This is a genomic window from Neohoeflea coraliihabitans, from assembly GCF_019334345.1.
Classification (GTDB): Bacteria; Pseudomonadota; Alphaproteobacteria; order Rhizobiales; family Rhizobiaceae; genus Pseudohoeflea; species Pseudohoeflea coraliihabitans.
Genome location: NZ_JAHWQX010000002.1, coordinates 461,761 through 474,225 on the forward strand (window position 1 = coordinate 461,761; position 12,465 = coordinate 474,225).

The 12,465-nt window shown below is 60.7% G+C and carries 10 protein-coding genes; 6 read left to right on the forward strand and 4 right to left on the reverse strand.

Annotation, left to right across the window (positions count from 1 at the left end; all coding sequences use genetic code 11):
- Positions 1–4: 4 nt before the first annotated feature.
- Both dctP and KY465_RS08190 read right to left on the reverse strand, forming a co-directional pair.
- On the reverse strand, positions 5–997 hold the full coding sequence (gene dctP / locus KY465_RS08185) for a TRAP transporter substrate-binding protein DctP (RefSeq protein ID WP_219201184.1): 993 nt from the start codon (positions 995–997) through the stop codon (positions 5–7).
- Between the two features lie 473 nt (positions 998–1,470).
- Positions 1,471–3,735: a glycosyltransferase gene (locus KY465_RS08190; RefSeq protein ID WP_219201185.1), complete on the reverse strand. Its 2,265-nt coding sequence runs from the start codon at positions 3,733–3,735 to the stop codon at positions 1,471–1,473.
- A 165-nt stretch (positions 3,736–3,900) separates the two neighbouring features.
- On the opposite strand from KY465_RS08190, the gene KY465_RS08195 reads away from it, so the two are divergent.
- From KY465_RS08195 to KY465_RS08205, 3 genes are read left to right on the forward strand one after another with little or no spacing between them, the layout of a single operon-like run.
- The gene (locus tag KY465_RS08195; protein ID WP_219201186.1) at positions 3,901–4,668 is read left to right on the forward strand and encodes a sulfotransferase family 2 domain-containing protein; all 768 of its coding nucleotides are present in this window, start codon (positions 3,901–3,903) and stop codon (positions 4,666–4,668) included.
- Positions 4,665–6,332, forward strand: coding sequence for a glycosyltransferase family 2 protein (locus KY465_RS08200; RefSeq protein WP_219201187.1), 1,668 nt, complete (start codon positions 4,665–4,667; stop codon positions 6,330–6,332). Before KY465_RS08195 ends, KY465_RS08200 begins: the two co-directional genes overlap by 4 nt.
- Before the next feature lie 21 nt (positions 6,333–6,353).
- On the forward strand, positions 6,354–7,091 hold the full coding sequence (locus KY465_RS08205) for a sulfotransferase family 2 domain-containing protein (RefSeq protein WP_219201188.1): 738 nt from the start codon (positions 6,354–6,356) through the stop codon (positions 7,089–7,091).
- Here KY465_RS08205 and KY465_RS08210 read toward each other — a convergent pair.
- The gene (locus KY465_RS08210) at positions 7,088–7,819 is read right to left on the reverse strand and encodes an ABC transporter ATP-binding protein (RefSeq protein WP_219201189.1); all 732 of its coding nucleotides are present in this window, start codon (positions 7,817–7,819) and stop codon (positions 7,088–7,090) included. The genes KY465_RS08205 and KY465_RS08210 overlap by 4 nt on opposite strands.
- A complete protein-coding gene (locus KY465_RS08215; protein ID WP_219201190.1) occupies positions 7,819–8,613 on the reverse strand; it encodes an ABC transporter permease in 795 nt (264 codons plus the stop codon). The genes KY465_RS08210 and KY465_RS08215 overlap by 1 nt, the downstream gene beginning before the upstream one ends.
- Positions 8,614–8,940: 327 nt before the next feature.
- Between KY465_RS08215 and KY465_RS08220 the strand changes: the two genes are divergently transcribed.
- Genes KY465_RS08220 through KY465_RS08230 form a run of 3 tightly spaced genes read left to right on the forward strand, consistent with a single transcriptional unit; the run spans position 8,941 to position 12,454 of the window.
- Positions 8,941–9,993, forward strand: a complete 1,053-nt coding sequence (locus tag KY465_RS08220) for a polysaccharide biosynthesis protein (RefSeq protein WP_428982961.1) — start codon at positions 8,941–8,943, stop codon at positions 9,991–9,993.
- A 53-nt stretch (positions 9,994–10,046) separates the two neighbouring features.
- On the forward strand, positions 10,047–11,192 hold the full coding sequence (wecB, locus tag KY465_RS08225) for a non-hydrolyzing UDP-N-acetylglucosamine 2-epimerase (RefSeq protein ID WP_219201192.1): 1,146 nt from the start codon (positions 10,047–10,049) through the stop codon (positions 11,190–11,192).
- Positions 11,189–12,454, forward strand: coding sequence for a glycosyltransferase family 4 protein (locus KY465_RS08230; protein ID WP_219201193.1), 1,266 nt, complete (start codon positions 11,189–11,191; stop codon positions 12,452–12,454). Before wecB ends, KY465_RS08230 begins: the two co-directional genes overlap by 4 nt.
- Positions 12,455–12,465: the final 11 nt, after the last annotated feature.

Genomic DNA, 12,465 nt, shown 5'->3' on the forward strand with positions numbered 1-12,465 from the left:
GTGATCAGAATGCCAAACCGGCTTCCGTAACAGCTTCCTTCAATGCCTTCACGCGCTCACCGCCGCGCTCGATTCCGAGCGCCCAGACACCTTCAGCCCAATCATGCTCGACGGTTTGGGCCTTGTCCCCGCAGATCGAAGTCGCCTGCATACCGCGTTCTTTGAGCGCCGCCTCCTCCTTGTTGGCGACCTCGGCCAATTTCACGATGGCCTGCTTCTCGAGAGCCACGCCCTGATCAAGAAGAAGCGTCTGCTCGGCTTCGTCAAGACTGTCCCATTTTTCGAGATTCATGAGAATCATGTAGGTCCCGGTTCCGAATGCCGGACGGAGGAAATAATCGGCGACTTCGAACCAGCCGTAATCCAACGCGCCGATAACCGGCCATGCCGCACCATCAACGACGCCCTTTTCCAGCGCGGAGTAGATTTCCGCCGGGGGCAGGACGACCGGCTGCGCACCGAGCGACTGGATCAAGGAGGTGTAGGTCGCGGTGCCGCGAATTTTCAGGCCAGCCAGATCACAGCTTTCGCCGATTGGTTCGCGGAGCAAGAGATTGTAGCCTTCGGGAAGGGTGGGCAGGGCAATGAGTTTAAGGCCCAGTTCCTGATAAGCAGCATCGACCTTGTCCCACACGCCAGAACTGCGCCGGCCATCGGGATCGCCCTGCACCGCATCCATCACCAGGCCCATCGACGTTTCATTGGAATGGTAAGCGCCAGAGGTGAACAGGAGGTCGAAAACACCGGAAGCAACAGGTTGAAGCTGCTCGAACGGCGGCACCGCCTCCGGACCTGTCATTGAAATCGTCGTTTGTTCATCGGAGGCTTCTTTCACCATTTCCATGTAAACTTCCGCAACATTCGGAACCACAGGATAGGTGCCATTCCAGCTCGCGAGCATGCGAAAATCCGTCGCTGCGGCCGGACCAGTTAACAAGCCCGCCGTCAGCACCACAGCCAAAGCGGAAAGACCAGATTTATTCGCAACACGCACCATTTCAAACCTCCGATTTTTGTAAGCGTACTTTTATTGGCACATTTTGCCTGTGTGTAGCAATATCTGGGAGGTTGTATCTTTTTTAGAATTTACTTGGAAGGCGCGCAGGATCGAAGGTTGGTTTTGAGCTCAGCCAGCGCCATGGCGGGTTCTCGGGGGGAGTGCAAAGAGGCCCATCATTGGAGGTGGGAGCCCTTGAAAAGAATTCGACAGAAGCCGAAAGGCGACGATGAGAAGTGAACCCTCGGTCTGCCCCGTTGTCATGAGCCGCGCACGTCGTGGGAGGTGGCTTGAATTGACCGTCCCAACCGGCCCGTTGGCCCAGGTCGCTTGCCTATGGAAGCTCTGGGAGGTGGGGTATTTTACGGAGTTCTCGCTGCATCCTTCCCGACCGGCCGTCTGCCGATACCGGTGTCACGCCATGCCGGCCTTAGCAAAACGACGAAAGCCATTGCACGGCGCAGAGGAGCGGCTCACATGCCCAAACGGTTCAAAGCGCGCAGCCAGCGGGGATAGAAGTCGCGATAGACCCGGTTGTTGGGCGGCAGGTTGCGGACCGTCCCGGGATCGGTGCGCCACGCAGCAAGAAAGTGCGGCGCCGCGCGCAGGCGGCTGGACCGCTGGACGATCACCGCAGCGCACAGGCTTGCCATGGCCCGAGCACGGCGTTCGAGCTCAGGGGACAGGGGCTTGCCGGCTTCGTGCTGGCGGGCGATGGCGGAACGTATCACCGAAATATGCTCCCGAGCCAGGCGAACATCCTTGGAATGGGTGGCGTTGGTCTGATGGTGCCGCCAGCAGGCGCCGATCTCCGGGACATGAAGCAACTTTCCCTGCAGTTGCAGCCGGGTCCAGAACTCGTAATCAGCGGTGAAGCGATAAGCGACATCGCGGCCACCGATCGCCTTGGCAACGGCTGTGCGGAAAATGGTTCCGACCCCCGGAAGACACCAGTGATCGGCAATCAGGCGCTCGGGCGTGCAGTCGGCGAGCTGGTGATGTTCCAGGTGATTGCCTTGGTCGTCGATCACCAGCCAATCGGGGAACACCGCCACCGCGTCCTCTTGCGACTGCAGCACCGCGACACCCTTCTCCGGCCATTGCGGCAGGACGAGGTCGTCATCGCTCAGGATCAGCGTGTAGGGGGTGCGCACATGCGCCAAGCCGAGATTGACGGCCGCCGATTCCCCACCATTTTCCTGGGAGACGAAATCGACGAAGGGCGCATAGGGCGCGACGATCGCCGGGATCCGCTGCTCGGGGGCGCTGCCGTCGTCGACGACGAGGACCCGGGTGCGGCGCGGACGCCCTGCGCACAAGGCGGCAAGGCAGGACATCAGCCATGCCGGGCGATTGTAGGTCGGCACGACGATCGTCAAGAGAGGCTCTGCAGAATCCAGTTCCGAGTAGGGTGAGGGTTCGAGCGATGGCGCGATCAATCGCGCAAAGCACTGACGGACAGGCGTCGCGCCGGCCGCTTCGGCCGGATCCGGACGATCCATGGTGGCGCCGTGCGGGTCCGGGCTGAGAGGGTTGTGCTCCTCAACAGGCGTCGCGTGGCCATAGACATCGGCAATAAAGTTCCGTTCCGGCTCCGGCCACGGCTCTCTTGCCAGCGCGGCGCGGAAGGTCTGGAGATTGGCGGGATAGTCGGCGAGAAAGCGACCAAGGGTCTCCGCTGCCTCGGGAATCGCATCGGGTGCCATGGTCATGATCGGCAGGTCCGGATGTTCCTCACGCAGGAATTCGCACGCTCCGGCCGCCTCTGACACCATGACCGGCGCGCCCCCGGACAATGCCTCCAGCGCCACGTAGTTGAATGTGTCGCTGCGCGAGGGAATGATGACGACGGACGTCGGCGCAAAGGCGCGGCTGGCGAGATCCTCGCTGCTCAGCGCGCCTTCATAGGACATCTCGACGCCCTTCTCGGCAGCCCGGCGTCTGAGCAGATCGGACCAGGCGCCCAGATCGCCGCCCATCTCGGCATCGGGGCCGCTGACATAGCATTTCCCGTACAAGTGACGCGGCACCTCGGCCACGATGTCGACGAACAGGTCGGGACCCTTGTTGCGGTCGAGCCGGCCGACGTACCAGATGTCAGGCAGGTCGGTGGGCGGCGCCTCCAGCGGCGGAGGCGGCTGCAGCGGCTCCAGCGCGTTGTGCATGTCGATGATGACGGGTTGATGCAGGCCGGCACTTTCCGAGGCGCTGTATTGGCGCGAGATGGCGTAGGTCAGGTCTGCGGCCCCAAGCATCTCGCCTTCCAACCGCTTGAATTCGGCGATCAGAGCGCCGTGGTGCTCCGCATTGTAGCCATTGCCGATGCCGACGCTCAGCCAGCCGAGCAGCGACACGACCAGCCGGTCGCGGGTGACGCCAAACAGGGGCAGTGCCTGGTCGATACAGCCCCCGACCGGCACGTAGGACGGCACATCGATGACATCAAAATGCCGCCCCTTCACGGCGGCAGCCATCCTCAAGGCGAATGTTTCGAAATAGGCCGCGTAAGGTATTTCCGAAAGCGCGACGGCAAAAGGATCGATAGAAAAAGTCTCGTCGATGAAGACCGGATGCGCGTTGCCGGGCAGTTCTCCGGCGTTCTTTTTCTCAAGATCCGGACCGCGGCTGAAATAGGTGAAGGAGATGTCCGGACAAAAGCGGATGACCCGGGCATAAAATGTCTGTCCCCCGCCGATTGTCGTGAACATATCAAAGTCGGCAATGAGGACTTTCTTCATTGTATAACGCAGCTTTATCCGGGTCTTTGTTCTTGGTCTTCGCGGCAACGCCCCGTCATTGGCTGCGGAACATATGTTGATCGCCCGAGCAAGACAACGGCAATATCCACCTTTCTTCCGTGGTTTTTTCACGATAAGAACCTCGCCCGACACCACGGAGACGAAATGGCCAACGACCAGAAACTGATCCTTTTTTCCCATATCCCCAAAACCGCTGGCTGGACGCTCAATCATGAGTTCCTGCGGGTTCTGGGGGATCGAGCCATCGTCGCCAACGGCTTTATCCCGCTCAAATCGACATTGGCCGGGCGCACGGAAGAAGCGCGTCAGCGAATCAGATACATCGGTGGCCATGTGACCTGCGATCAGTACGCCGAGGCCCTGTCGGTCTCTGTCGGCGAGCATTTTCTGATTTCGCTGATTCGCGATCCCCTGCGCCGTGCCATCTCCTATTATCTGTTCATCCTGCGCAATGACGTTCCGCCGATGAAGCGGATCCGCGATCCGTTTGTCGGCAAGTCCTTCGAGTATTTCGTCGAGCATTCGGCCGAGACCCAGCCCGAACTGATCGTCAATGCCCAGTGCAAGTATTTCTGCGGCGAAGCCGATGCCGACAAGGCAATGCAGGCCATCGACACGCACTACGCTCTGGTGGCCAATTCGCGTCGCTTTCCGGAATTCTATAACCGCGTACGGCAAGAGAGCGGCGATATACTTTCGCCCTGGTCGGATGATCGGTCGCTGAACGTGACGCCCCCGGCGCAGAGCGAGGCCGAGGTGCAGATGGGTCGCATGCCCGCTGACCTGTCGACGATCGCGCCGCCGCATGTGGTGCGCAAGGTGGAAGAGATCGCGGCAGCCGACTTCGAACTGGTCGAGCAATTCGAGAACCGGTACCAGGGCTACTACGAGCGAGGATCCCGGCCCGCATGACCAGCCTGCTTGCAGCCTTCGCAAAGCGGGTCCGCCTGCGTTGGGCACCCCGGGCTTCGCGCCGGAGTGCAAAGGTCTCGGTGATCATGCCGGTCTACAACGGCGCCGCCTACATCGAAGAAGCGCTGGCGAGCGCGAAGGCTCAGAGCTATCGTGACATCGAGATCATCGTCGTTGATGACGGATCAACCGACGAGACGGCGAATATCGTGGCGCGGATGGCGCAAGGCGACCCTCGCGTGCACATCCTGACAAAGGACAATGGCGGCGTTGCCAGTGCCCTCAACCGGGGGATCAAAGCGGCGACGGGCGTTTTCATCTGCTGGCTCAGCCACGACGATGTGTTCCGACCGGAAAAAACGGCCGTCCAGGTGGAGCGATTTGCAGCACTTGACGATCCGAAGACGATCCTGTGCAGCAACTATGATCTGATCGACGCAAACGGTGAACTGCTGGGTAAACCGCGCCTTGACGGCGCGATGATTGCGACCAAGCCGGAATATGCCGTGCTGCGCGGCTGCGTCAATGGCTGCACGATCTTCGCACCGCGCGCCATGTTCGACGAGATCGGCCTGTTCGACGAATCGCTGCCCTCGACCCAGGACTACGACCTGTGGCTACGGGCGCTGGACAGCTATCGGTTCGTTTTCATGCCTGAAGTGCTGGTCTCTACCCGGCAGCATTCGGAGCAGGGATCGAAACAGGCGGACTATACGACCGAATTCAACGCTTTCTGGATCAAGGCCGTCGATCGCATCAGTCCCAAGCGTGCCGCCGAACTGGAAGGGAGCACGGTCGAGTTCTACGCCGCCATGGCCCGGTTTCTTGAAGCGGCCGACGCGCAGGAGGCGGCGGCACATGCGCGCCGGCGCGCCCGCCGCCAGATCGCTTCCGGGCATGATCAGCCGCTGGTCTCTGTCGTCATCCCCTTTCATTCGGGCATAGACCTGTTGCGGGCGGCCATTTATTCGGTGCGAGCCCAGACCCACCGCAATATTGAAATCATACTGGTGCACGACACACCGGAGACCGACCCCTCACCCTACCTGCCGCAACCCGCCGAGGGCGAACCGAGCGTCACGGTCTATTGCCAGGACGGCCGCGGTGCCGGCATGGCGCGCAATTACGGGAAGAAGCGAGCCAAGGGCGAATACGTGGCCTTTCTCGATGCCGACGACCAGTACTTGCCGACAAAGGTCGAGAGGCAACTGGCCCTGATGCGGTCCGCGGACGCGGCGATTTCACACACGTCCTATTTTATCCACGGCATCGACCTCAATCGGCCATCCGCCTTTCAGAACAGCGGCGTCGTGTCCGGGACGGTGTTCCCGGAGATCATCAGCTACAATCCGGTGGCCATGCCGACCGTGATGGTGCGGCGCGACATTGCCGAGCGTTTCGATTTTCCGGACGCGCCCGGATGCGAGGATTTTCTCTGGCTGCTCAATGTCGTCTACGAACACGACCTGCACAGCACGATGGAACCGCTGTCGGTGGTCCGTGTCTCGACGGACAGCGTGGCCTATAATCCACAAAAGCAGAGCCGATCGCTCCGGGCGATCGTCGCCCGGCTCGAGGCCGATCCGCGCTTTGATGATTATCGCAGCCATATAGATCACCTGAAAGCCCTTGCCAGCGACCTTGAAATGAAGCTTGCCGGCTGAGTTGCCGCCTACGGAGCCCCCATGCCACCCAAAAGGTCGATCGTCTTCACTCATGTGCCGCGGACGGCGGGATCGTCTATCCACTACGCTTTCCTGCGTGCCAGCGCCGAGAAGCGCGCCCATGTCTATGCGACCGGTTTTCTGCTGAAGCCAAACAAGGACTCGATCGATCGCGCCTTCGCAGAGGGCCAGCTTTACCTCGGCGGGCATTTCTCGCTGGAGGAAGTTGAGACGGCAACCGCGGTGAATTGCGATGAAACGATCAATTTCCTGACGCTCCGCGATCCCCTTGAACGGTTTCTCTCGCACCACGCGCTGATCCAAAGCGATGAGCGCGCAACCAATATCCCCAGCCTTCGCAATACCACCATTTCCGCGTTTCTCGCCGAGCTCAAACGCTTCGAGCAGATGCGCATGATCGACAATCCCCATTGCGTGACGATCTGCGGCGAACCGAGTTTCGAAGCGGCAAAGGCGGCGATCGCGGAGCGTTACGACTTCGCCTGCGTGACCGCGAGGGTAGCGGACGTCGTCGAGCAGGTGACGGATCTCGCTGCGCGACCGGAATGGCCTGGTGGCCGGCCGGCGCTTCCAGACTTTCCGCACAACAGCGTTTCGCACGAACTGCGGGCGGTTCCCAGCGAAGCAGAGCGCGCGCAGCTGGAGCCATTCCTGGCCGAGGATCGCAAGCTTCTCGACTGGGTGCAACAGGCGGGCGGCCTTGTGCCAACGCGGCGCCGCGCTCGCAGAGCCGTCTAGCGGCGATTGCGCAGCGGCGCTGCCGGCAGTTCGTCGAGCAGAACGGCGCGGCCTTTTTCCAGTTTGAGAAACCGGTTGCAGCTGGCGCGCAACAGGCCGTGATTGTGGCTGGCGAGAACGATGATCCCGGCCTTCTCCGCCAGTTCAGCCATCCGTTTCCGCGCCTTGTGCTGAAAGTCCGTGTCGCCGGCGCCGATCCATTCGTCCATCAACAGGATTTCGGGGTTCATGCAGGTGGCGATCGAGAACGCCAGACGGGCGGCCATGCCCTGACTGTAGCTCTTGAACGGTAGGTCGATGAAATCGCCAAGTTCGCTGAAGGCGATGATGTCCTCCATATGATGGTCGATTTGTGCGGGCGACCAGCCATTGATCAGGCCCCGCATGATGATGTTGCGCCGGCCAGTGGCTTCATGGCGGAAACCGAGGCTGATGTTGAACAATGCATCGACGCGACCCTGCGTGTGGACGGTCCCGGCGCTCGGCTCCAGGGTGCCGTACAGCACATGCAGGAGGGTCGTCTTGCCGGCGCCGTTGGAGCCGACCAGTCCAAGCCGGTCCCCTGCCCGCAAATTAAATGTGACATCGTCCAGAGCCGTGATCCAGCGTGTCCGGCCACGCTTCTTGATCTGACTGTGGCCTGACACCCGGCGATCCGCCATTTCCAGGGAAAACCCCTGACGCAGGCGATAGACGAGTTTCAGGTTCTTGACGTCGATCGAAACCATCAGAGCACGAAAACCAGTTTGCGTCGCAGTGTCCCGAGCAGCAGCAACCCGATCAGCCAGAGCACCACGGTGATGATCGCGCAAATTCCCAGCGCGAGCAGCGGCATGCTCTGGTTGAGCATCGGCTGACGCACGATCTCGAGGAAGTAGGTAAAGGGGTTCCAGTGGTAGAAGAGACTGCGCACACCGCCGCCGGCAGTCTCGAGACGCCAGAAGACGGGCGTCAGAAACATGCCGATCCGCATGATGTTGGCGACGAAAAACTGACTGTCCGGGACATAGGCACCGAGAAAGCCGAAGACAAGAATCGCACCGGGGGTTGCAAGGAGCAGCAACAGGACACCCGGCAATGCCAGAAGCCAGCCGACATGGATGGAATCACCGGCGAGCAGAAGGATGATCACACAACCGGCCAGTGCATAGAGCGTCCGGATCACGGACTGCATGGCGAGACGCATGACATAGACTGTCAGCGGCAGGCGGGTGCCCTTGATGAAGCTTTTCTCGCGAACGAACACCGTCATGGCCTGGGTGATCGTCTCCATGATGTACAGCCAGACAAGCAGGCCGACGGCAACGTAGGTCGGATAATGGTCGGAGCCGGAACTGCTGCTACGGAAGACGAAGATGAAGGTGCCCGCGAAAGTCATGTAATTGAACAACAGCCAGAACGGACCGAGAGTTGTCCGGCGATGCTGGTCGCCAATGTCCTCGCGGGCAAGAGCCCACCAGACGCGTCTCTTCTCGTAGCCTTCGGCCAGGTCGGCAAACGCATTCGTCAGGGCACCGGGCATCCATCACCTCATTTTCGTGGCGCTGCTATCACGCGATCCTGCATCTGCCAACACGGAACGTTGCGGCGCCATCCGGCGGGGTCGACTCCGGCAAATTTGGCGCAGGGAAATCGATCACCCCGTGAAAGCTGAGGATGGAAGAATCTAGGGGTTGATGCAGCAACTTGAACCGCTTATCTCCCACAAGCCTCGCTTTTCGCAATTGATTTAACTTTTCACTGACCATCGCGCCGACGAAGTATTGCGAATCGTTAAAATTCTCTCACAAAAGGCACGAATCATTGGAATCACTGCGGTTCCTTTCTGAAAACAAGCTTTCTTTACGTGATGCATGGAATGATCGACCCCTTCAACGGCAAAACTCTCCTGATCACCGGCGGCACCGGTTCCTTCGGAAATGCGGTCCTCGGCGGGTTCCTCGATTCGTCTCTCGCGGAAATTCGCATTCTCAGCCGCGACGAGAAAAAACAGGAGGACATGCGCAACAAGTTCAGGAGCTCGAAGGTCAAGTTCTACATCGGTGATGTGCGCGACCGGGATTGCCTGCGCGCGGTCACCCGCGATGTGAATTTCGTCTTTCACGCCGCCGCGCTGAAGCAGGTGCCGTCCTGCGAGTTTCACCCGATGGAAGCAGTGAAGACAAATGTCATCGGCACCGAGAATGTGCTGGAGGCCGCCATCGCCAATCAGGTGGAGCGCGTGGTCTGCCTTTCGACCGACAAGGCGGTCTATCCCATCAACGCGATGGGCGTCTCGAAGGCGATGATGGAAAAGGTCATGGTCGCCAAGTCCCGCGAGTTGCGGCCGGGACAGACGGTGATCTGCGGCACGCGTTATGGAAACGTCATGGCATCGCGCGGCTCGGTGCTGCCGCTGTTTGCCGAGCAGGTTCTGGCCGAGCGTCCCCTGACGATCACCGATCCGAAGATGACCCGGTTCATGATGTCGCTGCATGACGCTGTGGCTCTGGTTTTGTACGCCTTTACGAACGGCTCGAACGGCGACATCTTTGTACAAAAGTCGCCTGCGGCGACGATCGAGACGATCGCCAGAGGGCTGCTCGACTTTCTCGATCGGCCGAATCATCCGATCAACGTGATCGGAACGCGTCACGGCGAGAAGCTCTATGAGACCTTGCTCAGCCGCGAGGAAATGGTGCGCTCTGAAGATTGCGGAGCTTACTTCCGTATTCCCGCCGATCTGCGTGACCTGAACTACGAGAAATTCACTGCCGTCGGCAAGACCAACATTTCGATGTCAGAGGACTACACCTCGCACAACACGCGCCAGCTCAACCTTTCCGAATTCACCGAGCTGATTGAACAGCTGGACTATTTCCAAGACTACCTCGGCGAGCACCGCCTCGGGGCTGTCGCCTGAATGCGGCTCTGGCCCTCCTTGCATGAGGACGCGACAGCACGGAGCCGGAGGTGATGAAGAAAATGAAGGTTATGACCGTGCTCGGCACGCGCCCGGAGGTCATCAGGCTGTCCCGCACAATTGAGAAGCTGGACCGCTATTGCGATCATCTGCTTGTTCACACGGGACAGAATTACGACTACGAGCTGAACGAAATCTTCTTTCAGGATCTGGAGGTCCGCCGGCCCGACATCTTTCTCGAAGCGGCGGGAGAAACCGCGGCGGAGACGATCGGCAAGGTCATCATGGCCTTTGACCGCGTACTCGCGGACCACCAACCGGAAGCCGTGGTGATCCTTGGCGACACCAACAGTGCATTGGCGGCAATTCCAGCAAAACGTCGGCGCGTGCCGATCTTCCACCTCGAAGCGGGAAATCGCTGTTTCGACGACCGCGTCCCCGAGGAAATCAACCGTCGTATCGTCGATCATCTCGCGGATATCAACCTGACCTATTCGACAATCGCGCGAGACTATCTGCTGCGTGAAGGTCTCAGTCCGGATCGGGTCATCAAGATCGGCTCGCCGCTGCGCGAAGTGCTCGAGCATTACAGCGACGGCATTGCCCGCTCGGACGTCTGCGAGCGGCTGGAGATCACCCCCTCGAACTATGTTCTGGTCAGCGCGCACCGTGAGGAAAACATCGACTCGGAGCGAAACTTCGCCCGGCTCGTGGACTGCCTGAACGGCGTCGCCGACCATCTCGGCCTGCCGGTGATCGTCTCCACCCATCCCCGGACACGCAAGCGGATCGCGCAGTCGGAGACCGAGTTCCACCCGTTGATCCAACTTCTCAAGCCCTTGGGGTTCAAGGACTACGTTAAGTTGCAGACGGAAGCGCGCGTCGTTCTGTCCGACAGCGGGACGATTACCGAGGAATCCTCAATCCTCAACTTCCCGCCTTTGAATATCCGCGAGGCGCACGAGCGGCCGGAGGGCATGGAGGAAGCAGCGGTCATCATGACCGGCCTCGAGTTGCAGCGGATCTTGCAGGGGCTGGCCGTGCTCTCCGATCAAAAACGCGGAGCAGAACGGACGCTGCATCCGGTTGCCGACTATGCTGCCGACAATGTCTCGGAGAAAGTCGTCCGCCTGATTCTGAGTTATCGCGACTATGTCATGCGGACTGTCTGGCGCGAGCAGGACAGCCCGGGGCGATGAAGATCCTTGTGGTTACCCAGTACTTCTGGCCCGAGACCTTCAAGATCAATGAGCTGGTGGCACATCTCGTCGGTCAAGGGCACACGGTCACGGTTCTGACCGGTCCCCCCAACTACCCCGGCGGAGGGATCTTTGCCGAGTTTCGCGAGAACCCCGATCGTTTCGCGCGCTACGAGGGCGCGGAAGTGTTGCGTGTTCCGCTCGTGGCACGCGGCAATCGCGGCCTGACGCTGATGGCCAACTATCTGTCCTTTGCGCTAACTGGCAGCCTGTTGGGTCCCTGGAAGCTGCGCGGCCGGAAACAGGATGCCATACTGGTGTTCGCCCCCTCTCCCAGCACAGTCGGCCTGCCGGCACTGGCAGCGCGGCTCTTTCTCGGTGGCAGGGTGATCTACTGGCTGCAGGATTTGTGGCCCGAATCCCTGCGCGCGGTCGGCGCGTTGCGGCCGGGCCCGACGCTTTCAATGCTGAATGCGGTTAGCCGCTTCATCTATCGTCGATGCGACCTGCTTTTGGCCCCGGCGCGCAGCCTTTGCCGGCAGCTGGCAACGGAGTTCGGCTCGTCCGTGCGCGTCGAGTATCTGCCGAACTGGGTTGATAAAGCAGCGGATGATGATGTCGTCGCACAGCCTGCTGCGGGGCCGCCGAAGGACCCTTCGATCTTCGATATCGTCTACGCCGGAAACATTGGCGATGCGCAGGACCTGCCGGCCCTCCTGGATGCGGCGGAGGCGCTGCGCGACGAGCCGGTCCGCTGGCTGGTTGCCGGGACGGGCCGGCGCGCGGCATGGCTGGAAGAGGCCATTCGCAATCGAGATCTTACCGCGCAGGTTCGACTCATCGGGGTGTATCCGCGCGACCAGATGCCTGCCATTTTCCGCAGGGCCGATGCGCTGATCGTCTCGCTGAAACGCGATCCGGTGTTTGCGGCAACGGTGCCGACCCGGCTGCAGAGCTATCTCGCGGCCGGCCGGCCGATTCTCGGCATGATCGACGGCGAAGCGGCCGATATCATTGAGCGGTCAGGCGCCGGCCTTGCCTGTCCGGCCGGCAACTGGCAGCGTCTTGCGCACAATGTGCGGTCTCTGATGTCGATGGATGCGGATGTGCGGGACGCGATGGGCGCGCGCGGCCAGGCGTTCGCCCGCCAGGAGTTTGACCGCAGCACCCAGCTTGCACGGCTCGATGCCTGGCTGTCCGAAACAAATTCCCCGGCATCGCGAGAGCAAGAGCGAGGACAGGACCGCTCTTTCACCCGGTGAATTGCAACAGG